Consider the following 20,348-nt stretch of genomic DNA (forward strand, 5'->3'; position numbering starts at 1 on the left):
TGTGTATGCCCGGGAAACGGCGTGGGCGCACCCCCTCCCAACCCTCCCCCCTTGAGGGGGAGGGCTCTTGTGCGCGGAGTGTGGCGCGGTGAGAGGAAATCAGCGGAGCCCCTTGATCTCGCTTTCGATGTTCTTGACCGAACCGGCCTCGAAGCTGGCGACCGGGTAGGCGCAGTAGTCGGCGGCGTAGTAGGCGCTGGGGCGGTGGTTGCCGCTGGCGCCGAGGCCGCCGAAGGGCATGTCGCCCGCCGCGCCCGTGGTCGGGCGGTTGAAGTTCACCACGCCGGCGCGGATGCGGTTGATGAAGCGGTCCCAGTTTTTCGCGTCGTCACTAACCAGACCGGCGGACAGGCCGTATTTGGTGGCGTTGGCGGCGGCGATGGCGGCGTCGAAGGTCGGGACGCGGATGACCTGGAGGAAGGGGGCGAACATTTCCTCGTCCTCGACCGCGACGCCGGTGACGTCGATGATGGCGGGCTTGACGAAGGCGCCGGGCAGGTTATCGACCGGGCCGGAGGCGCGGATGACCTTGGCGCCCATGTCGATGCGCTGTTGCAGGGCGGCAAGGGCGTTGCTGGCGGCCTTTTCCGAGATCAGCGGTCCGGCGTAGGGTTCAGGATCGCTGTCCCAGGGGGCGAAGTTGAGGCGGTCGGACATGGCGGCCACGGCCTCGACGATCGCGTCGCCCGCCGCGCCTTCCGGCACGATCAGGCGCCGCGCGCACGAGCAGCGCTGGCCGGTGGTGACGAAGGCGGACTGGACGACGATGCCCGCGACGGCCTCGGCGTCGGCGGCGTCCCAGACGACCAGCGGGTTATTGCCGCCCAGCTCCAGCGCCAGGATGACGTGGGGATCGTCGGCGAACTTGCGCCGGAAGTGGGCGCCCGCCGCGCCCGAGCCGGTGAACATCAGGGCGTCGATGGGCTGGTCCAGCAGGGCTGCGCCGGTGTCGCGCCCGCCCTGCACCATGTTGAACACGCCCGCCGGCAGGTCGGCGGCGTCCAGGCATTCGGCCATCAGTTGGCCGGTCAGGGGCGTTTCCTCGGACGGCTTGAACACGACCGTGTCGCCCGCCAGCAGGGCCGGGACGATGTGGCCGTTGGGCAGGTGGCCGGGGAAGTTGAATGGGCCGAGCACCGCCGAGACGCCGTGCGGGCGGTGGCGCAGGGTCGCGCGGCCGAAGGCGGTCTCGCTGCTGCGCTCGCCGGTGCGCTCGTCATAGGCGCGGATCGAGATGTCGACCTTGCCCGCCATCGAGGCCAGCTCGGTTTTCGTCTCCCACAGGGCCTTGCCGGTTTCGCGGCTGATGGCCTCGGCCATTTCGGGGGCGCGCTCCTTGAGCACCGCCTGATAGCGCTTCACCGCGTCGATGCGGTCCTGACGCGGGCGGTCGGCCCAGTCGGGGAAGGCATTGCGGGCGGCCTCGACGGCGGCGCCGACCTGTTCGACGGAGGCGGCTTCGCCTTCCCAGACGGTTTCGCCGGTGGCGGGGTTGGTGGAGGTGAAACGGGTCATGGCGGCTACTCGGTTCAGGATTTCACGCGGACGGTGGCGCCGTCCTTGATCTTCAGGGCGGCGGCGACGTCGGGGGTTATGCGGACCATGTCGCCGTCGACCAGGACGCGGGCGCGGACAGCGCGGAAGGCGGAGACGCTGTCGGTCGAGACGAGGCTGGGCAGTTCGACCTCGACCTCGTTCTCGATGCGGGCGGTCAGGACGCGGGCGTCGCGGACGGTGCGGATGTTGTCGCGGCCGCAGGCGACGGTCGGACCGGCGTCGAAGATGTCCACCAGGCCGTTGGGACGGAAGCCCTCGCTTTCCAGCAGGGCCATGGCGGGCACGCCCTGGGGGTGGACCTTGCCGATCACGGCGCGGGCCGGTTCGGGCAGCAGGTCGATGTAGATGGGGTGGCGCGGGGCCAGGTCGAGGATGAACTGCTTGTCGGTCGAGCCGCTCATGCGGTCGGCGTCGTCGAAGTCCATGGGGAAGAACTTGTGCGCCACGTGGTCCCAGAAGGGGCAGTAGCCGTCAGGCGTGAAGACGCCGCGCAGTTCGGCCAGGACATTGTCGGCGAACAGGTCCGGCTGGGCGCCGATCAGCATGTAGCGCGACTGGCTGAGCAGGCGTCCGGCGCCGCCCTTGCGACGATCGGCCTTGAGGAAGAGGGAGCCGACCTCGGTCCAGCCGGTGCACTCGTTCACCAGGACCAGGGTCTGATGGTTCAGCTTCATGCCCAGCGAGGGCGACTGGACCATGTTGTTGACCACGCGGAACGAGAAGAAGGGCCGCTTCAGCCCCACCGTCGCCTTGACCGAGCCGATGCCGTCGATGTCGCCCGTGTCGCCGTCTTCCAGCATCAGGGTGTACCAGGCTTCCTGCGGCGGGACGCGGCCTTCGAAGCTGGCCTGGCTCAGTTCCAGGCGCTCACTCAGCACGTCGGCGTCTTCCGGCAGGCTGGTGAAGCCGGGGCCGGACAGGATGGCCAGTTCAAGCAGGTGATGGAGGTCGGCCGGGCCGGCGGGGCGAACAACGAGCATGCGGTTACATGGTCTCCAGTCGGAGCTGTTTCAGTTTCAACGCGTCAATCTCGCCCGAGGCGATCTTGCACAGGATCAGGGCCGACAGCTGGGCGCGTTCGACGAAGCTGGCGCGCCAGGCGAACTCCTGGTCCGAATGGATCTCGCCGCCGACGACGCCGAGGGTGTCGACATTGGGCAGGCCCGCGGCGTGCAGGTTGTTGCCCTCGCAGACGCCGCCGGAGGGCTTCCAGGCTATCGTTTGCCCCAGCAGGTCGCCTGCGTCGCGGACGGCGTGGAACAGGGCGGTCTGGCTGGCGTCCATCGGTTTCGGCGCGCGGGTCATGCCGCCGTGCAGGTCCAGGCTTAGGCCGGGGAAGGGGGGCTCGGCGGCGATGGCGCGCACCGTCTGGTCGATCCAGGCGGCGCTGTCGGCGTCCGGCACGCGGACGTTGAAGCGGACCACGGCGTTGTCGGCGACGACGTTCAGCGGGCCGCCGCCGGCGATCTTGGCGACATTGACGGTGACGCCTTCGCGCTGGCCGTTCAGGCCGTGCAGGCGGGCGGCGATGATGGCGGCGCCGGCGACGGCGTTGGCACCCTCGTGGAAGGCGCGGCCCGCGTGGGCGGCCTTGCCGGTGACGATCAGGTGGAAGTTGCCGCTGCCCTTGCGCTCGCCCGCCAGCGTGCCGTCCGACAGGGCCGGCTCATAGGTCAGGCCGACGTGGCCGCGCGCGCCCAGTTCCGCCAGCAGGGGGGCCGAGGCGGGCGAACCGATCTCTTCGTCGGGAGACAGCAGCACGGTCCAGCCGACGCGGGCCTTGTCGGGGTGGGTCTCGAAGGCTTCCAGCGCGGCCAGCATGACGCTGATCCCGCCCTTCATGTCGGCCACGCCGGGACCGTTCAGGGCGCCGTCGGCGCGCGTGACGACGGTCTGGAAGGCGCTGTCGGCGGGGAAGACGGTGTCGTAGTGGCCGGTCAGGACGACCTGGATCGGGGCCTCGGGCCGGGCGGTGATCGTCAGGCAGTCGGCGTAGGATTCGGGGATCACAGCGCCGTTGTCGGCCACGGTGGTCGAGGCTTTGGTGGGCACGCGCACGACTGCGGCAGGCAGGCGGCGCGCCTCGGCCTCCAGCACATCCAGCATACGCGCCAGACCGGCGGCGTGGCGGCTGCCGGAGTTGATGTTGGCCCAGTCGATGGCCCGCGCGACGATCACGTCGCCTCGGGCCGCGACGTGGTCGAGAACGGCCTGGTCGTGGGGTTCGATCCGCATGGCGGCGACCCTAGACGCGGGCGAGGCAAAGGTGAAGGCGAGGCGGTTTCTCGCTCACGGCCTTGGGAAAAGCGCCCCGCGCGGGATAGGTTTGCCGCCGCATTCTAGGAGTCGCGCATGAACCGTCGTTTCGTTCTCCCTAATCCGTTCGGTCCCGTCGATTCGGGTTCGACGGCCGCGGCGATGGCGCGTCTCAGCGCCGTGGCCTTCTGGCTGTGGGCGGCGGCGGGACTGATGCAGGCGGGCCTGGTCTGGTACGCCTCGGACGCCGCCTACGCCGAGTTCCGGGGCGCGACGACGGGGTTCGCCATCTTCTTCGCCCTGATCGCCGGGGGGCTGGGCTGGGCGCAGTGGCGGCGACCCAACCGCATCCTGCCGGTCTTCGGTCTGGCCTGGGCGCTGTATGAACTCAGCTCGTTCGGCGTCAGCCTGCTGGTCGGGGCGCCGCTGGGCGTGGCGGGGGCGCCGCTCTGGGGCAGCGCGATCGCGGCCGTCGCCATGCTGATCTGCGCCGTTCTGCACGTCGGCGGCCTGCGCGGCGCGGCGGCGCTGGCGCGGCTTGCCACGGCGCCGCTGCCCGCTAAGAGGTAGAGCTTTCCAGCCGGGGGGCGATGATGAACCAGAACATGAAACTGTGGCTGCGCGCGGCCAATCCCTTCACGCCGCCGCGCGGCATGGCCGAGGCGCAGAGGGCGGCGCGGGTCGGGGCAGTGGCCCTAGCGATCGTAGCCCTGTCATCCGCGGTGACGAGCCTTCGGATGATCGTTGACCCGGACTATTTGCGGAACATGATGTCGCGACAGTTCGAACAGATGCAGCTGCCGCCTGAACACCTCGAATTCCAGATGATGATGTTTGAGGCGATGCGGCCGATGATGGCGCTTTTCAGCCTTGGCTTCGTTGTTCTGATGGCTTTCGTCGCTGCGGTGCAGTGGAAAAAGATGACCCGCATCATTCCCATCATCATGCTGGTTTATGTCGGCTATTCCATCGTGATGACGATGGGCGTCCTGGCGATCGGCCTTTTCCCCAGCGCCGCGCTGGACGGTTGGGCGATGTTCAACTGGGCGCTCTTCGCTATCCTGTTGCTGCCTGTGATCGCGGCCTATCGAGGCGCGACCACCCTCGAAAGACTGAAGAGAGCCTACTGAATGACCGTCACGATCTTCCACAATCCGAAATGCTCGACTTCGCGCAAGGCGCTGGAGTTGCTGCAGGAGAAGGGCGTTCAGCCGACGGTGGTCGAGTATCTGAAGACCGGCTGGGATGCGGCGACGCTGGACAGGCTGGCCAAGGAGACCGGCGTCGGCCTGTCGGGGATGCTACGCAAACGCGAGCCCCGGACGGCGGAACTGCTGGAAAGCGGCGCATCCGAGGAGGCGATCCGCGCCGCCATGATGGCCGACCCGGTGCTGGTCGAGCGCCCCATCGTCCAGACGGCGAAAGGCGCCCGGATCGGGCGTCCGGTCGAGAACATCCTGCACATTCTGTAGGGCTTTCCTCCCCATAAAATGGGGAGGAAAGAAGGGTTAGCGGCTGCCGTTCCGACGCCGATCGGTTGCTTCGCCGCCGGGACGGTCGCTTTCGCGGCGCCAGCGGATCGACAGGCTGGCGTCGCCTTCGCCGCCGAACTTGGAGCTGACGGCCAGGTTGCGGCGGACCTGCCATTCGACGTTGACCGCCGCCCCGCCTTCGCCGCCGCCGATGATCTCCAGATAGACGTTGTCGGTGATGTAGCGGCCCCCGGCCACCGTCAGACTGGACGCCTCGCCGCCGAACGACAGCCGGTCCAGGCCCGCCAGCTGGCGCAGGTTGCCGATCACGTCGAAGCCGCCGCCGCCGGCCAGCGAGGCCACGGCCGAGGCCAGCTGCGCCGCCTCGAACCCTGACAGTTGCGAGGCCGAACGCCCGAACAGGACCTGCGACAGGATTTCGTCCTGGGGCAGGGAGGGGGTCGAGGTCAGCTCGATCTTGGGCGCGGCCGCCGTGCCGGTGACCTTGATGGTCGCCGTCAGGGTCGGGTCCTCGCGCACCGCCGCCAGGTTCAGGCGAATACGCGCCGGATCGGTGGACAGGGAGACCGAGCCGCTGTCGTCGAACACGAAGCGCTTGCCCGCGAACTCATAGTCGCCGCGCACGACGTTGGCGGTGCCCGTCAGTTGCGGCTGGGCGATGGTGCCGCGCACGCGGGCGTCGGCGGTCAGCTCGACGTTCAGGCCGCGGCCGCGCACGTGGATTTCCCGGCCCGTCAGGTTGAGGTTCAGCCCTATTTGCGGCCCGCGCGCCTTGGCCTCGGTCTCGACCGGGTCGCCGCCGGGGCGGTTGATCTCGACCACGTCCATCTTCACCACCCCGTTGGAGCCGGGCAGGTTGGCCGCGATTTCGGCGTTGTCGATGTTCAGGTCGCCGCTGATCTGGATATTGCCGTCGGCGGCGCGCACCACGGTCAGCAAGCCGTTTGCGCGGGCTTCGGCGATGTCGTTGTCGATGACGCGGAACCGGGTTAGCTCCAGCCGCAGGGTCGAGCCCGAGCCCTGACGCAGGCCCAGATTGCCGCTGCCCGTGACCGTGCCCTTGACCCCGTCGGCGGCCTCGAACCGTTCGATCACGGCCTGGCTGTCGTCGAAACGGCCCGCCAGGGAGACGTTTTCGAGGCGCAGGCCCGTGGCGCTGTCGCGGAAGGCGCCCTGGGTCAGGTCCACGCGGCCGTTCAGGCGCGGCTCGTTCAGGGTGCCGGCCAGGGTGGCGCGGCCCGCGACCTGGCCTGACAGGGACTGGGCTCCGCCCAGGAACAGGTCCCAGATGGGCTGGATCTGGCCGTTGACGGCGATGTCGCCGGACATGGGGCGGGTGCGTTCGACGGCCAGCCGCAGCGGCGCGGCCGAGGCCAGGACCGGCAGGCTGATGTCGGCCGACGCCTGAACCGCGTTGCCGTCGTGCGCCTGGGCCTGAATGCGCAGGACGTTGTCGGTCAGGTCGGCGTTCAGCGTGCCGTCCACGGCCAGGCCGCGCGGCGCGTCGATGCTGCGCAGCTGCTTCAGGTCCACATTGGCCGAGCCGTTCAGCGTCTCGCCCGAGCCCTGCAGCGAGACGCGGCCGGTGATCTGGCCCCGCAGGTCGGGGGCCAGGGAGCCCATCTCGACATTGGTCAGCTCGGCCTGGATGGCGCTGCCGGCCTTGTCCTGACGCAGTTCGCCGGTCAGGACGCCGCCGCCGACGCCCAGGTCGACGCGGACGACGCGGCCGTCGCCGTTCAGGGCGATGACGGCGGGGGCGCGGGTGGTGAAGGCGACCTCGCGCACACTACCGCCGCCGCGCAGGGTGACGCTCTGGCCCATGCCTTGACCTTGGCCTTGGCGGGAATACTCGCCGGCGCCGTTGAACTGGACCGGGGTGGCGCCGCCGATGTCGGCCGACAGGGTGAAGGGCAGGCGTTCCAGCGTGCCCTGGCCCTTGAGGGCCAGGCTGCGGACCACCCAGGTCGAACCGGCCAGGCGGACGTTGCGGCCGGTGACGTCGAGGATGGCGCTCTGGTCGCCGCCGCCGTCGGTCAGGCGCACCCGGCCCTCAGCCTCGCCCGAGGCCAGGAAGGCCCCCTGACGCGCGGTGAAGGTCAGGTCGGCGCTGGAGGGGTAGTTGTTGGACAGGGCGATCGCCCCCTGCGCCGTCACGCCGCCCGCGTTGACGTCCACCTCGGTCAGGCGGATGCGGTTTCCGCCGAGGAAGAAGTTGCCCGACGCCCGCGCGGGTCCGTAGTTCGAGCCCGAGTTGACGACGATGCGCCCGTCCGAGGCGTCGGCGCCCTTGCGGAAGCTGAGGATCAGGTCGGCGTTGGTGAGGGTCAGGCCGCTGGCGGTGACCTTGTCGAAGGCGGCGCGCAGGTCGGCGCGGGGCTGGGCCAGGGCGCCGGTCAGGGCGCCGTCGCCGCTCATGGCGCCGTCGATGGCGACGGGGCCGACGCCGAACGGGCCGCGCGCGTTCCAGTCCAGGGCCAGACGCATCTTGCCGCCCTCGATCAGACCCTTGGCGCCCATGCGGCCGGCCGCGCCGGTCAGTTCGCTGCTGTCGATGGAGAGCACGCCGCCCCGCCATGATCCGGCGGCCTTCAGGCGCGGCGTCTGGCCCAGCAGACGGTCCAGTTCGTCCATGCCGACGGTCATGCGCGAGCCGCGCCCGTCGAAGCTGAGGGTCCAGGGCGCGTCGCCACGACCTTTGCCGGCCTGGATCGGTCCCTTGAACGAACCCCTGGCGCCCTTGCGGATACGCGAGATGTCGGTGATGTCGGCGTCGCCGCGGAAACTCAGCCCTCCGGTGAGGCTGCGTCCGCCCGATCCGGTCAGGGTCAGGGCCTGGCCGCGTCCGTCGATCTTCTTGAGCAGATAGGCGCCGTCGGTGGTGTGTGAGCCTTCCAGCTTCACATGGGGCGTGGCCCCCAGCAGGGCGCCGATGATGCCGGCGGTCGAGCCGCCCGTGGCGCGGGCGTCGGTAATGACGTCGAATTGGCCCTTGTTCAGCGTCAGATCGAGCGGCCCGGAAAGGCGGGCGGCGCGATAGCTGGCGATGTCGGCGTTCTGAAGGTCGGCCGCGCCCCGTAGGGTCCAGGTCTTGGCGTCGCCCCTGAAAACGCCCGTATAGGTCGTCGGCCCGGCCAGGGTGAACCCGACCAAGCGAGTGAGCGAGGGCGTCGCGACGTTCAGCTTCACGCCCTCGGGCGCGGCCCGGTCCTTGAGGTTGATCAGGCCCTGCGCGCGGGTCGTGATGTTCTCGGCGGTCAGGGTCCAGGCCATGGCCTGAACGTCGTCGCGGTCGCGCACCGGATGGCTGGCGAAGCCGAAGCGGGCGGTCTGGCCGATGCGTCTGGCGAAGGGCGCCAGCAGGTCCGAGCCTGAGAAGTCCGCATTGCCGCCGATGCGCGACCCGTCCTTGCCGTAGCGGCCCTTGACCGAGAGGGGGGTGAGGCCGCCGGTCTTGACCACGACATCGACGATCCGGCCATTGACCACCGCCACGGCCGAGAAGGGCTGATCCGGCGAATAGCCCAGCGATCCGGCGATCGGCCCGCCCTGGGCCTCGATGGCGCGCAGGTTGACGCGCAGGTCCTCGGGCTTCTTGCCGATGACGGCCTTCAGCAGCAGGTGGTCGCCCTTGCGGTTCAGGCTGTAGGCGTCGACGTTGACCGTCTTGTCGCCCTTGCGCGGGACCAGGGCGTCGCCGCTCAGGGTCCAGCGGCCGTATTCCTTAGAGAAGTCCTCCATCAGCTCGACGTTGGCGCTGAACCTGTCGATGGCGACCGTCAGGGCTTGCGGACCGCCCGGCTCGTCGCGGGGCTCGAACTGCGGGCGGCGGAGCAGGCGGATCTGGTCGGCGCTGATCTCGGTGGCGTGGAAGCGCCGTATCAGCAGCGGCCAGAAGGACCAGTCCAGGCGGAGGTCGGTCGCCTCCAGCCAGACGCCGTCAGCGTCCCTGACCGTGACCCGGCCCAGGGTGAAGTCGTCGAACAGGTCGCCCCTCAGCCCCTCGACGTGAATGCGGCCGTAACGGCTGATTTTCTTTCCGTCGACGATGCTGACGACCAGAGCGCGCCCGGAATCCGTGACCAGATACATCCGGGCGCCGACCGCCGCGACGACGATCAGGGCCAGCAGGCCGGCGACCGCGAGGCCACAGACCCGGACGATCCGTTGCAGGCGCGTGCGTTTGCGCTTCGCCTCTTTCGCGGGCGTCTCGGCGGGGCTTTCCGCTTCGGCTTCGTGAGGCGGAGGAGTGTCGGTCAAAAGGCCTGGCCGATGCTGATGTAGAGCTGGAAGTTGGAATCGCCCTCACGCTTGTCCAGAGGGAAGGCGATGTCGGCCCGCACCGGACCGAACGGCAGTTTGTAACGCACGCCGACGCCCGCGCCATAGCGCAGGTTGTTGAAGTTCGGCGTCTCCTGGAAGCCGACCGCGCCCGCGTCGAGGAAGGCGACGGCCTGGAATTTCTGGCCGATGTCGTGGCGCACCTCGACCGAGGTCTCGAACAGCGACAGGCCGCCGCGCGGCGTGTTGTCGGGCAGGCGCGGGTTGATGCTCTGATAGGAATAACCGCGCACCGAGCCGCCGCCGCCGGAATAGAAGAGGCGGTCCGACGGCACGGTCAGCTCCTGGCCGCCGATGATCGAACCCAGTCGGGCGCGCCCGGCCAGCACCGTCCGGGCGCCGTCCTGCAGGGGCAGGTAGCCGCTCGCCTGGCCCTCGGTGCGCAGGAACAGCACCGTGTCTTCGCCGGCCACGGCGGTCGGCTGGGCGGACACCGACAGGCGGAAGCCCTGGGTCGGGTCCAGCGGATCGTTGGAGCGGTCCATGTAGGCGCTGGCGCGTCCGGTCACGATGGCCAGGTCGCGGTCGAAAGTGATCGGCGCCTGGGTCAGGGGATCGAAGCGGTTTTCGGTGTACTGGCCCGCGTCCAGACCCAGGCCGTAGCTGAACCAGGAGGTCTTGCCGATGCGCTGCGACAGGTCGGCGGCCAGGGCGACGGCGCTGCGGTCGTAGGCGTCGGTCTGTTCGTTGACGGCGTAGGCGGACAGCTTCAGCGTCCGGCCGGCCCGGCGCCAGTGGGGGAAGCTGGCCTCGCCGCCCAGGCGGCTGTCGATGCTGGCGAAACGCCCGCCGTATTTCAGAGTCGCGGCGCGGCCGAAGCGGTTGTAGCGCGTCTGGAAGACGTCCACGCCCGCACCCTCGGCGGTCGAATAGGTGGTGCCGGCCTCCAGCACGCTGCGCGGACGGTCCGACAGGGTGACGACGACGGGGCGCAGGCCTTCGGGCGTGATCTGATCCAGCGGCGCCAGAGTGACGCCGACGCCGTCATAGACGCCGGTGTCCAGCAGACGGCGCTCCAGCTCCGCCACGTCCTCGGGATCGTAGCGATCGCCGGCGTTCCATGGAGCCAATCTGGCGATCCAGTCGGGTCTGGTCGGGCCGCGCGTCCGCATCTGGATTCCGTCCAGCCGAACCAGGGCACCCGAGGCGATGTTGAAATTGGGCTGAACGGTGAAGGTCGCGTGATCGACCACGACGCGGCGCGGCTCGGCTTTGGCGTCGGCGTAGCCTTCGCGCGTCAGGCCCGCCACGATCCGGCCTTCGGCGGCTAGGACGTCCGCGGCGCGGCCGGGGGCGCCCGGCGTCAGGTCGATCTCCTTGAGCACGGTCTCTTCGGTCACGGCGTCGGGGACAGGCGCGACCCAGTTGACCTTGGTCTCGCTCAGGACAAAGCGGCGGCCTGGCGTGACGGTGACGACGGCGACGGGCTTTTCCTCCCCCTCGACGTCGTCCTGAAGCGTGGGCTGGTAATAGCCTTCGGAGCGCAGCAGGGCCTCGGCCGATTCCATGGCGTTGCGCGCCCGTCGCCGGGCTTCGAACCGGTTGGCGGGGGCGCCGTCCACCTGGCCGACGGCCTGTTCCAGCTGGTGGCGCAGATCAGCGTCGAGCTCGCCGCGAATCTGGGCGCGAGGCTCGTCCGCGAGGGCGGCGTGGCCGCAAACAGCCCAAAGCGCCATACCGCCGAGAAGGGGGGCGGCGCGAAGAAGATGGGGCCTCGACGTCAATCTGGAGCCTTGGTTCAGGGCAGGACAACCGGGAGCGAACGCCCCTCAGGGCGGAATCAGTAGAACAGCGTATCGCTTTCCGGCTGAACCGTCTGTTCCGAGGTCCGCTCATCGTGCGGAATGGTGTCGACCGGGGGCGGGGCGTCGGTCGCGGCGGGGGCTTCGGCCACGGCAGGGGCGGCCGAGTCCTCGGCGGCGGGGGCGGCGGGCTCTTCGACCTGGATCTCGACGGTTTCGTGGTCGCGATCCGAACGCGGTTCGTCGCAGGAGGCCAGAAGGGCGGCGGCGCCGAGGCCGGCGGCCAGCAGCAAACGTTTTACAATCAAGTGGTTCATCGGATTTTCTTCCCCCTGTGGGGTGGCAAACGTCGTCTGCGCGGCTGGGTTCCGTCCCTATGTTGACTGAACGCGAATGAACCGCAACTGAACCTTTTACGTCACGCTGGAACCGGGTGCGTGCGCCCAGTCGGCCAGGGCCTGATCCAGCGGTAAGGCCCGGCGCTCGGCGCTGATCTCGGCGGCCTGGGCGGCGAAGCGCGGCGCGGGCGCGGGCTGGACGATTCCGGCCGCCGCAAAGGTCCCTCGCGCCTGGTTGTGCGGATGGTCGGCGGCCTCGGCCAGGGTCAGGACCGGGGTGACGCAGGCCTCGGTTCCGGCGAAATGGGCGGCCCAGTCGTCGCGGTCGCGCGTGGCGAACAGGGCTTTGAGCCGGGCTTGCAGGACGGGCCAGCCGTCGCGGTCGAACTGCGGCGCCTCGTCCGGCGTCAGGCCCAGACCGTTGATGAGGGCGGCGTAGAAGCGCGGCTCCAGCGCGCCGACGGCGACGAAGCCGCCGTCGCGACAGGCGTAGCAGCGATAGAAGGGCGTGCCGCCGTCCAGCAGATTGGCCTCGCGTTGTTCGCTCCACAGACCCCGAGCGCGCAGGGCGTGGAACAGGCTGGTCAGCAGGGCTGAGCCGTCGGTCATGGCGGCGTCGACGACGCGCCCGCGCCCGGTCGTTTTCGCCTCGAGCATCGCCGCCAGCACGCCGCTGACCAGCATCATGGCCCCGCCGCCGTAGTCGCCGACCAGGTTCAGCGGGGGGCAGGGGGGCTGATCCCCCGCGCCCATCGGATAGAGGGCGCCGGACAGGGCGATGTAGTTGATGTCGTGGCCGACCTGATCCGCCATCGGCCCGGTCTGGCCCCAGCCGGTGACGCGGCCATAGACGAGGCGCGGGTTGCGCGCGGCGCAGGCGGCGGGGCCCAGGCCCAGCCGCTCCATCACGCCCGGACGGAAGCCTTCGATCAGGGCGTCGGCGCCTTCGATCAGGGCCAGGACCTTGTCGCGGTCCTCGGCCGATTTCAGATCGACCGGCACGGCCGTGCGTCCGCGATGCAGAACCTCGCCGCCGACCTCGTCGAACACGGCGGCGGTGGCGGCGCCGCCCCGCGTCAACCGCAGCACCTCAGCCCCCATGTCGGCCAACACCATGCCGGCGAAGGTGACAGGCCCCAGGCCGTCGATTTCAATGATGCGCAGTCCGGAAAGCGGTCCCATGGGGGCAAGCTAAACCGGAACCCGCCCGAACCGACACGACATTTTCGACCGCGGCTGCGCCTTAGGGACCGGCTGCGGCTGAACTCTGGCGCGAGGCGGACGTTTTCCTTACAAAATAGGTATCTTCCGACATTGCAGCCCTTGACCTCCATTCGGGAATGAACCAGAAACCGCCTCCGCGAACCGGCGACAAACCGGCTCGTGGTGAGGCGACCTAAGTGGTTGTTTTCAAAAGTGTGCGCCCCTAGCTCAGTTGGTTAGAGCATCTGACTTTTAATCAGAGGGTCCTCGGTTCGAGCCCGAGGGGGCGTACCATCTCCCCTTTTTTCTGATCTCCAGGCCCGGCGGCGGAACGTCCGTCTGCGCCTCTGGTTCTGTTCAGGAAGTCCACGGGAGATCGGCCATGCCGCATCAGAACACCACGTCTTCCAACGCCACGTCGCAGAACGCGGTGAACGACCCCATCGCCCCGAACGATCAGGGGCGGGAGCAGAACCGGGCGGCTCATCCCGAGCCCAGTTCCTACGCCGCCCGCGACGTTGCCGATTCGACTCTGGCGGGGCCGGCGGCGGGCGAAGTCGCCGACTACGCCGACGAGGGCGAGGCCACGGGCGCGTTCGGCCAGCAGCAGGGCCGCAACCACAACACCCGCCCGATCCGCACCGAGGCCCACAACGGCCAGGGCAAGAAGACGCGTCAGGCCAACCACGAACGGTTCAACAACCGCACGCCGCACTAGGTCAGGCTGGCGGCTTCACCATGGGGGCGCGGCGTGATCTAAAGGGGAATGCGTCATTTTCCCCTCGCCGTCGCCGCCGTGTCCGTCTCGCTGGTCCTGACCGGCTGCAACGCCGGGGCTTCGGCGCGCGGCGGGGTCGAGCAGGTCGGAGCGGGGCTTGGGGACGCCGTCACGGCGCCGCTGGACGATCTGAACCTGCGGCGACAGGAGATTCCGACGATCCTGCTGCAAGCCGAATCCAATCCCTATGATCTGCGCAACCTGAACCACTGCCGCACCATCGGCGCCGAGATCGCGCGGCTGGACGAGGCGCTGGGGCCTGATACGGATGCGCCGCCGTCGCAGGACGGGTCCTATCTGAGCGAGCGCGCCGCCGACGCCGCCGCCTCGGCCACGCTGGGCGCGGTGCGGGACACGGTGACCGACTTCATCCCGGCGCGCAGCTGGGTGCGCCGTCTGACCGGCGCCGACGCGCACAGCAAGCACGTCCAGTCGGCCATTCAGGCGGGCCTGCGCCGCCGCTCGTTCCTGAAAGGCGTGGGGATGCAGCGCAACTGCGCCCCGCCGGCCGCTCCGGCGGGGTTCGTGCCGCGCCGGGCTCGGTCCTAGGCCTTCAGGTGGCGAGCGCGGAAGTCGCGGCGGAACTGCTCGAAGCGGCCTTCGCTGATCGCCTCGCGCATGGCCGCCGTCAGGGCCTGGAAGAAGGCGATGTTGTGCCAGCTCAGCAGCACCTTGCCGAGGATCTCGTCGGCGCGGATCAGGTGATGCAGGTAAGCCTTTGAATAGTCATTGGACGCGGGGCAGGGCACGCCCATGTCCAGCGGGTCCTGATCCTCGGCGAAGCGGGCGTTCTTCAGGTTGATCGGCCCGTCCCAGGTCCAGGCTTGGCCGTGACGACCGGCGCGGGTCGGCAGGACGCAGTCGAACATGTCGACGCCGCGCCAAACCGCCTCGACCAGATCGATCGGCTTGCCGACGCCCATCAGATAGCGGGGGCGGTCCCTGGGCAGGAACTCGGGGGCGAAGTCCAGAACCTCGCACATGGCCTCATGGCCCTCGCCGACGGCCAGGCCGCCCAGGGCGTAGCCGTCGAAGCCGATCTCCTGCAGGCGCTCCGAGGATTCGCGGCGCAGGTTCTCATAGGTCGAGCCCTGCTGGATGCCGAACAGGGCCTGCGCATCCCGCGTGCCGAAGGCGTTCTTGGAGCGTTGCGCCCAGCGGGCCGACAGCTCCATGCCCTGACGGGCGCGTTTTTCCTCGGCGGGCCAGGCGACGCATTCGTCCAGCTGCATGACGATGTCGGAGCCCAGGCGGTCGGCCTGGATCTGGATCGAGCGTTCCGGCGTCAGGACGTGTTTGGACCCGTCGATGTGGCTGGAGAAGGTCACGGCCTCCTCGGTCAGCTTGGCGATGCCCGACAGGCTCATGACCTGGAAGCCGCCCGAGTCCGTCAGGATCGGCTTGTCCCAGCGCATGAAGTTGTGAAGGCCGCCCAGACGCTCCATCCGCTCCGGGCCGGGGCGCAGCATCAGGTGATAGGTGTTGCCCAGGATGATGTCCGCGCCGGTCTGCTTGACCTGATCCACCGTCATCGCCTTGACCGTGGCGGCGGTGCCGACGGGCATAAAGGCGGGGGTGCGGATGTCGCCGCGCGGGGTCTTCAGCACGCCGGTGCGGGCGCGGCCTTCGGTGGCGGAAATTTCAAACGGGAAGGGCAATAAAAACTCCGGGGGAGGGTAGGCTAACGCAGGCTTTCCAGCATTTCGGCGCGTTGCAGGTCCTTGGGGCGGCCGAACAGGCGGCAGGTCTCGATCTGCTCCTCGATGGACGGCGTGAAGACGGTGAAGTCCTCCAGCACGATCGGCACGCGGGTGGAGAAGGTCACCGGAACCCAGTCGCCGCCGGCCCGAACGTCCATCCCCGCCATGACGTCCAGCGGCACGGGGGTGGTCAGGATCTGGCCGAACACCTGCGAGCGGAACAGGCCCTCGCCCGGATCGGGCGTGACCTGGCCGTGCAGGGCCTCGATCAGGCGACGCGCGTCACGCGGGCTGCACAGGATGTCGATGTCGGGCGCACGCCAGTCTTGCAGACCCCACAGCACCATGGCGGCGCCGCCGAAGATCCACCACGGGTCCTGCATCTCGCTCGCCGCCGAGGCGAGGATGTCCAGAGAAGCGGCGAAATCGTCGGGCAGGTCGTCGGTCAAGCGTCCTTCCTGAACAGCAGGCTCCCGTCGCCATAGGAATAGAAACGATAGCCGCTGTCGATGGCGTGGGCGTAGGCCGCGCGCATCGTCTCCAGCCCGGCGAAGGCGCTGACCAGCATGAACAAGGTCGACTTCGGCAGGTGGAAGTTGGTCATCAGCACGTCGCAGGCGCGGAAGCGGTAGCCCGGCGTGATGAAGATGGCCGTGTCGCCGTGGAAGGGTTGAACCACCCCGTCTTCGGTGGTGGCGCTTTCCAGCAGGCGAAGCGAGGTGGTGCCGACGCAGACGATGCGGCCGCCGGCGGCGCGAACGGCGTTCAGGGCGGCGGCGGTCTCGGGCGAGACCTCGCCCCACTCGGAATGCATCTTGTGGTCGGCGGTGTCGTCGGCCTTGACCGGCAGGAAGGTGCCGGCGCCGACGTGCAGGGTCACGGCGTGGGTCGAGACGCCGCGCGCGCGGATGGCGTCCAGCAGGGCGGGGGTGAAGTGCAGGCCCGCCGTCGGCGCGGCGACCGAGCCGTCATAGGCCGCGAAGACGGTCTGATAGTCCTTCAGGTCGCGGTCGTCCTCGGGCCGCTTGGCCGCGATATAGGGGGGCAGGGGCATGACCCCGACGTCGCGGATGGCGTCGTCCAGCGCCGGTCCGGCCAGATCGAAGCGCAGGGTGATCAGGCCGTCTTCGTTCTTGGCCTCGATGACGGCGTCGAGGCGGCCCAGTTCGCAGGCGCCGTCAGCCTGTCGTCCGAAGCGCACACGGTCGCCGACCTTCAGCCGCTTGCCCGGCTTCATGAAGGCGGACCAGACGTCGGGGGCGTCGCGGTGGTGCAAGGTGGCCTCGACCTCGACGGTCAGGGTCTCGCCCTCCGGCCCCCCGACCACGGGGTTCGGGCGCTGGCGCACGCCCGACAGGCGGGCCGGGATGACCCGCGTGTCGTTGAACACCAGGGCGTCGCCGGGTTGCAGGAAGTCCGGCAGGTCGCGGACGATGCGGTCGTCCAGCGCGCCGTCCTTGACCACCAGCAGGCGCGCGGAATCGCGCGGCTCGGCGGGGCGCAGCGCGATGCAGTCATCGGGCAGGTCGAAGTCGAAATCGGAGGTCAGCATGAGGTGGGGCAAAGGCCATGCCCGCGCCGATGGGTCAAGGGCGGGCTGCCAAGGGCCGGATTTCTGCTATCGTCGTTCGGCGTGGACTCAAGGGGGGCGTATGTCGCTCGCGAAGACCGGCGCCGCCCCGCGCGGCGGCTTCTATCTGGGCATGGCCCTGACCGGGCTGGCGGTGGTCCTGCTGGGCTTCTCCCGGACCTATATGGCTCCGATGGCGCGCGGCGACTTCCAGGCGGCGGCGGTGGTTCACCTGCACGGCGCCCTGGCCTTCGGCTGGGTCTTGCTGTTCGTGTTGCAGCCCGGCCTGATCCGGGCCGAACGTTACGGCGTTCACATGCGGACCGGCCTTCTGGGGCTGGGGCTGGCGGCGGCAACAGCCGCCACGGCGGTTCCGGTGGCGCTTCTGGCGGTCGCGCGCGACCTGGCGTCGGGGTTCGGACCGGGGGCGGTTTCCAGCCTGCCGGGCGTGCTGACGTCGATGGCGATCTTTCTCGGTTTGGTGCTGGCGGGGGGCTGGGCGGCGGCCCGAGGGCACGGGGGGACCCACAAGCGGCTGATGCTGCTGGCGACCATCGTCGTCCTGTGGCCGGCCTGGTTTCGGCTGCGTCACTGGCTGCCGGGCGTGCCGGATCCGCAGTTCTGGCTGGGCGTCGTGGCGGCGGATTTCCTGATGTTCGCGGCCATGATCCGCGACCGGCTGGTCGAGGGGCGGGTGCATCCGGTCTGGCTGTGGGTGGGCCTGCCGATCCTCGTCGAGCAGACGCTGGAGGCGGTGTTTTACGACGCGCCGCTCTGGCGGTCGGCCGCGACCTTCCTGTACGAGGCCCTGTCAGGTCAGGCGGTTCCGGTCGCCTGACGGCATAGTCGAGTGAGGAGCCGCCCCATGACCGATCGCTATCTGGACGACCTGAGCGTCGGTGAAAGCTGGGAGGGCGAACCCTTCGTCATCACCGAGGCCGAGGTGATCGCCTTCGCCGAGCAGTTCGACCCCCAGCCCATGCACATCGACGCCGCCGCCGCCGCCGAGGGCCGTTTCGGCGGCCTGATCGCCAGCGGTTGGCACGTCGCCTCGCGGGTGATGCGCGAATATGTCGAGGCCGCCCATTTCGGCGCCACGCCCATGCTGGGCATCAGCATCGACGACCTGCGCTGGCTGCGCCCGGTGCGGCCCGGCGACACCCTGATCGTCCGCCGCGAAATCCTGGCCGTCACCCCGTCGCAGAGCCGTCCCGACCGGGGCACGGTCAAGACCAGGACCTGGGTCCGCAATCAGGACGGCGACGTGGTCATGACCTTCGAGAACCTGATGCAGTTTCCCAAGGACGCCTCGGCGCGGCTCTGATCGCCCCGCTGCGGTTGACCGCGCGCGTTCAAGGCTGCAAAGCCCGTTAATGCTTCAGAACCTTGAAACCCTGTCCCGTGAGGCCCGTTCGTGGCCGTTTGAGCAAGCGCGCAACCTGCTGGCCCACGTGCTCAAGAAACGGCTGTCGGACGCGGAGCGCGATGCGGCCAAGCTGCTGATCGACGCGGGCAAGACGGACGAGGCTCTGGCGACCTTCGAGGCGCTGAACCGGCCGGTGATCCTGGAGACGGGTTACGGCCCGTCGGGCCTGCCGCACATGGGGACCTTCGGCGAAGTCGCGCGCACGACCATGGTGCGTAATGCGTTCCGCGCCCTGACCGGCGATCACTGGCGCACGCGCCTGATCGCCTTCTCGGACGACATGGACGGCCTGCGCAAGGTGCCCGAGGGGGTGCCGAACCCGGAGATGCTGCGCGAGGACCTGCACCTGCCGTTGACCAGGGTGCGCGATCCGTTCGGCACGCACGACAGCTTTGGCGCGCACAACAACGCCCGCCTGCGCGCCTTCCTCGACAGCTTCGGCTTCGACTACGAGTTCATGTCCTCGACCGAGACCTATCGGTCGGGCCGGTTCGACGCGACCCTGCTGACCCTGCTGGAACGCTTCGACAAGGTCATGGGCATCATGCTGCCGACCCTGGGCGAGGAGCGCCGCGCCACCTATTCGCCCTTCCTGCCGATCAGCCCGATCACCGGCCATGTGCTGCAGGTGCCGACGCTGGAGCGCAACGTCGAGCGCGGCACCATCGTCTTTGACGATCCTGCCGGCGGGCGCACCGAGGTCCCCGTCACCGGCGGCCACGTGAAGCTGCAGTGGAAGCCGGACTGGGCCATGCGCTGGACCGCGCTGGACGTCGACTACGAGATGTCGGGCAAGGACCTGATCGAGAGCGTGCGCGAGAGCGGCAAGATCTGTCGCGCCCTGGGCGGCACGTCGCCGGAAGGCTTCAACTACGAGCTCTTCCTCGACGTCGAAGGCAAGAAGATCTCCAAGTCCAAGGGCAACGGCCTGACGATGGAGGAGTGGCTGCGCTACGGCACGCCCGAGAGCCTGAGCTGGTACATGTTCCAGTCGCCGAAGTCGGCCAAGAGCCTGCACTTCAACGTCATTCCGCGCGCGACGGACGACTATCTGTCCTTCATCGAGCAGTACAAGACGCAGGAACCGGCCAAGCAGATCGACAACGCCGTCTGGCACATTCACTCAGGGACCCCGCCCGAGAGCGCCTCGCCGGTGTCCTTCGCCCTGCTGCTGAACCTGGTCGGCGTGGCCAACGCCTCCAGCAAGGACCAGTTGTGGGCCTATTTCGCCAAATACCTGCCGGACGCCACGCCGACGAGCGAGCCCGTGCTGGATCGGCTGATGGGCTATGCGCTGAACTACTACGAGGACTTCGTGAAGCCCTCGAAGACCTATCGTCTGCCCGACGACAAGGAGAAGGCGGCGCTGCTGGATCTGGCCGAACGCCTGAAGGCCCTGCCGGCCGACACGACCGACGGCGAGATCATCCAGGCCGAGGTCTATGCCGTCGGCAAGGCGCATGAGTTCGAGCCGCTGCGGGCCTGGTTCCAGGCGCTCTACGAGGTGCTGCTGGGGGCCTCGCAGGGGCCGCGCTTCGGCTCGTTCGCGGCCATCTATGGTCTGCCGCAGACCATCGCCCTGATCGAGGCCGGGGCGAACGGGGCGCTGGCCGAGGGCTGATCTTAACCAAGATGAACCGAATATAACGGCGCGGCCGGGGGAGCCTTCAGATTCGCCCGTGCATGGTCCGCGTCATCGACTTTTCGATGACAGGACTGAGTAAGTGATGACCAAGACCTTCAACGCGGGCCTCGCCGCCGCCGCCATGTTCGCCGCCCTGGCCTCGGCCGCCGTGCCGATGACCGCCAGCGCCATGCCGCAAGCCAATGGCGTCACCAACTGCGACGCGCCGGGCGGCCGTCAGCGCGTGGGCGCCGCGATCGGCGCCGTTCTGGGCGGCGTCGTCGGCTCGAACGTGGCGCGCAACGAGCGGACCCTGGGCA

The 20,348-nt window shown here is 69.2% G+C and carries 18 protein-coding genes, 1 tRNA gene and 1 pseudogene; 10 read left to right on the plus strand and 10 right to left on the minus strand.

What is annotated here, in order from left to right; genetic code table 11:
* Positions 1-99: 99 nt before the first annotated feature.
* The 3 genes from astD to ACREEF_RS08005 are packed head-to-tail and all read right to left on the minus strand — an operon-like array spanning position 100 to position 3,792.
* The gene (gene astD / locus ACREEF_RS07995; protein WP_431565066.1) at positions 100-1,515 is read right to left on the minus strand and encodes a succinylglutamate-semialdehyde dehydrogenase; all 1,416 of its coding nucleotides are present in this window, start codon (positions 1,513-1,515) and stop codon (positions 100-102) included.
* Positions 1,516-1,529: 14 nt separating this feature from the next.
* On the minus strand, positions 1,530-2,537 hold the full coding sequence (locus ACREEF_RS08000; RefSeq protein ID WP_431565067.1) for an arginine N-succinyltransferase: 1,008 nt from the start codon (positions 2,535-2,537) through the stop codon (positions 1,530-1,532).
* Positions 2,538-2,541: 4 nt separating this feature from the next.
* Entirely contained in the window at positions 2,542-3,792 is a 1,251-nt protein-coding gene (locus ACREEF_RS08005; RefSeq protein ID WP_431565068.1) for a hydrolase, read from the minus strand.
* A 117-nt stretch (positions 3,793-3,909) separates the two neighbouring features.
* Here ACREEF_RS08005 and ACREEF_RS08010 point away from each other — a divergent pair, with 117 nt between their 5' ends.
* Genes ACREEF_RS08010 through arsC form a run of 3 tightly spaced genes read left to right on the plus strand, consistent with a single transcriptional unit; the run spans position 3,910 to position 5,285 of the window.
* Positions 3,910-4,383, plus strand: coding sequence for a hypothetical protein (locus ACREEF_RS08010; RefSeq protein ID WP_431565069.1), 474 nt, complete (start codon positions 3,910-3,912; stop codon positions 4,381-4,383).
* A gap of 35 nt (positions 4,384-4,418) precedes the next feature.
* Positions 4,419-4,943, plus strand: a complete 525-nt coding sequence (locus ACREEF_RS08015) for a hypothetical protein (protein WP_431565070.1) — start codon at positions 4,419-4,421, stop codon at positions 4,941-4,943.
* Positions 4,944-5,285 carry an arsenate reductase (glutaredoxin) gene (gene arsC, locus ACREEF_RS08020; RefSeq protein WP_431565071.1) on the plus strand — a complete coding sequence of 114 codons (342 nt, stop codon included), beginning with the start codon at positions 4,944-4,946 and terminating at the stop codon, positions 5,283-5,285.
* Between the two features lie 36 nt (positions 5,286-5,321).
* Here the strand turns inward: arsC and ACREEF_RS08025 are convergent, their stop codons facing one another.
* The 4 genes from ACREEF_RS08025 to ACREEF_RS08040 all read right to left on the minus strand — a co-directional run bounded on the left by ACREEF_RS08025 (position 5,322) and on the right by ACREEF_RS08040 (position 12,909).
* Positions 5,322-9,566: a translocation/assembly module TamB domain-containing protein gene (locus ACREEF_RS08025; protein WP_431565072.1), complete on the minus strand. Its 4,245-nt coding sequence runs from the start codon at positions 9,564-9,566 to the stop codon at positions 5,322-5,324.
* The gene (locus ACREEF_RS08030; RefSeq protein WP_431565073.1) at positions 9,563-11,323 is read right to left on the minus strand and encodes an autotransporter assembly complex protein TamA; all 1,761 of its coding nucleotides are present in this window, start codon (positions 11,321-11,323) and stop codon (positions 9,563-9,565) included. The genes ACREEF_RS08025 and ACREEF_RS08030 overlap by 4 nt, the downstream gene beginning before the upstream one ends.
* A gap of 104 nt (positions 11,324-11,427) precedes the next feature.
* Complete coding sequence (locus tag ACREEF_RS08035) at positions 11,428-11,706, minus strand: hypothetical protein (protein WP_431565074.1); 279 nt, start codon at positions 11,704-11,706, stop codon at positions 11,428-11,430.
* Between the two features lie 96 nt (positions 11,707-11,802).
* On the minus strand, positions 11,803-12,909 hold the full coding sequence (locus ACREEF_RS08040) for a CaiB/BaiF CoA transferase family protein (protein WP_431565075.1): 1,107 nt from the start codon (positions 12,907-12,909) through the stop codon (positions 11,803-11,805).
* Between the two features lie 238 nt (positions 12,910-13,147).
* Between ACREEF_RS08040 and ACREEF_RS08045 the strand changes: the two genes are divergently transcribed.
* The 3 genes from ACREEF_RS08045 to ACREEF_RS08055 all read left to right on the plus strand — a co-directional run bounded on the left by ACREEF_RS08045 (position 13,148) and on the right by ACREEF_RS08055 (position 14,257).
* A tRNA-Lys gene (locus tag ACREEF_RS08045) sits at positions 13,148-13,224 on the plus strand.
* Between the two features lie 88 nt (positions 13,225-13,312).
* Positions 13,313-13,648 (plus strand): hypothetical protein, encoded by a 336-nt coding sequence (locus ACREEF_RS08050; protein WP_431565076.1) that lies wholly within the window; start codon positions 13,313-13,315, stop codon positions 13,646-13,648.
* A 48-nt stretch (positions 13,649-13,696) separates the two neighbouring features.
* A complete protein-coding gene (locus ACREEF_RS08055; protein ID WP_431565077.1) occupies positions 13,697-14,257 on the plus strand; it encodes a hypothetical protein in 561 nt (186 codons plus the stop codon).
* Here ACREEF_RS08055 and tgt read toward each other — a convergent pair.
* From tgt to queA, 3 genes are read right to left on the minus strand one after another with little or no spacing between them, the layout of a single operon-like run.
* The gene (gene tgt / locus ACREEF_RS08060) at positions 14,254-15,366 is read right to left on the minus strand and encodes a tRNA guanosine(34) transglycosylase Tgt (protein ID WP_431565078.1); all 1,113 of its coding nucleotides are present in this window, start codon (positions 15,364-15,366) and stop codon (positions 14,254-14,256) included. The genes ACREEF_RS08055 and tgt overlap by 4 nt on opposite strands.
* 23 nt (positions 15,367-15,389) lie before the next feature.
* Positions 15,390-15,857, minus strand: a complete 468-nt coding sequence (locus ACREEF_RS08065) for a hypothetical protein (RefSeq protein WP_431565079.1) — start codon at positions 15,855-15,857, stop codon at positions 15,390-15,392.
* A complete protein-coding gene (queA, locus tag ACREEF_RS08070; protein ID WP_431565080.1) occupies positions 15,854-16,960 on the minus strand; it encodes a tRNA preQ1(34) S-adenosylmethionine ribosyltransferase-isomerase QueA in 1,107 nt (368 codons plus the stop codon). Before queA ends, ACREEF_RS08065 begins: the two co-directional genes overlap by 4 nt.
* Positions 16,961-17,060: 100 nt before the next feature.
* On the opposite strand from queA, the gene ACREEF_RS08075 reads away from it, so the two are divergent.
* From ACREEF_RS08075 to ACREEF_RS08090, 4 genes and pseudogenes are all read left to right on the plus strand, one after another.
* Complete coding sequence (locus ACREEF_RS08075) at positions 17,061-17,816, plus strand: hypothetical protein (RefSeq protein WP_431565081.1); 756 nt, start codon at positions 17,061-17,063, stop codon at positions 17,814-17,816.
* Between the two features lie 27 nt (positions 17,817-17,843).
* Positions 17,844-18,302, plus strand: coding sequence for a MaoC family dehydratase (locus ACREEF_RS08080; protein WP_431565082.1), 459 nt, complete (start codon positions 17,844-17,846; stop codon positions 18,300-18,302).
* 49 nt (positions 18,303-18,351) lie between these two features.
* Positions 18,352-20,025, plus strand: a complete 1,674-nt coding sequence (locus ACREEF_RS08085; protein WP_431565083.1) for a lysine--tRNA ligase — start codon at positions 18,352-18,354, stop codon at positions 20,023-20,025.
* Between the two features lie 106 nt (positions 20,026-20,131).
* Positions 20,132-20,348, plus strand: a pseudogene (locus ACREEF_RS08090) (SH3 domain-containing protein); the annotation flags it as partial.

Origin of the sequence: Brevundimonas sp., assembly GCF_050729455.1 — a bacterium.
GTDB lineage: Bacteria > Pseudomonadota > Alphaproteobacteria > Caulobacterales > Caulobacteraceae > Brevundimonas.

Bases quoted from the DNA above. Each gene is read 5' to 3' on its own strand.
- astD (WP_431565066.1), bottom strand. From the start codon at position 1,515: ATGACCCGTTTCACCTCCACCAACCCCGCCACCGGCGAAACCGTCTGG.
- ACREEF_RS08000 (WP_431565067.1), bottom strand. From the start codon at position 2,537: ATGCTCGTTGTTCGCCCCGCCGGCCCGGCCGACCTCCATCACCTGCTT.
- ACREEF_RS08005 (WP_431565068.1), bottom strand. From the start codon at position 3,792: ATGCGGATCGAACCCCACGACCAGGCCGTTCTCGACCACGTCGCGGCC.
- ACREEF_RS08010 (WP_431565069.1), top strand. From the start codon at position 3,910: ATGAACCGTCGTTTCGTTCTCCCTAATCCGTTCGGTCCCGTCGATTCG.
- ACREEF_RS08015 (WP_431565070.1), top strand. From the start codon at position 4,419: ATGAAACTGTGGCTGCGCGCGGCCAATCCCTTCACGCCGCCGCGCGGC.
- arsC (WP_431565071.1), top strand. From the start codon at position 4,944: ATGACCGTCACGATCTTCCACAATCCGAAATGCTCGACTTCGCGCAAG.
- ACREEF_RS08030 (WP_431565073.1), bottom strand. From the start codon at position 11,323: ATGGCGCTTTGGGCTGTTTGCGGCCACGCCGCCCTCGCGGACGAGCCT.
- ACREEF_RS08035 (WP_431565074.1), bottom strand. From the start codon at position 11,706: ATGAACCACTTGATTGTAAAACGTTTGCTGCTGGCCGCCGGCCTCGGC.
- ACREEF_RS08040 (WP_431565075.1), bottom strand. From the start codon at position 12,909: ATGGGACCGCTTTCCGGACTGCGCATCATTGAAATCGACGGCCTGGGG.
- ACREEF_RS08050 (WP_431565076.1), top strand. From the start codon at position 13,313: ATGCCGCATCAGAACACCACGTCTTCCAACGCCACGTCGCAGAACGCG.
- ACREEF_RS08055 (WP_431565077.1), top strand. From the start codon at position 13,697: ATGCGTCATTTTCCCCTCGCCGTCGCCGCCGTGTCCGTCTCGCTGGTC.
- queA (WP_431565080.1), bottom strand. From the start codon at position 16,960: ATGCTGACCTCCGATTTCGACTTCGACCTGCCCGATGACTGCATCGCG.
- ACREEF_RS08075 (WP_431565081.1), top strand. From the start codon at position 17,061: ATGTCGCTCGCGAAGACCGGCGCCGCCCCGCGCGGCGGCTTCTATCTG.
- ACREEF_RS08080 (WP_431565082.1), top strand. From the start codon at position 17,844: ATGACCGATCGCTATCTGGACGACCTGAGCGTCGGTGAAAGCTGGGAG.
- ACREEF_RS08085 (WP_431565083.1), top strand. From the start codon at position 18,352: ATGCTTCAGAACCTTGAAACCCTGTCCCGTGAGGCCCGTTCGTGGCCG.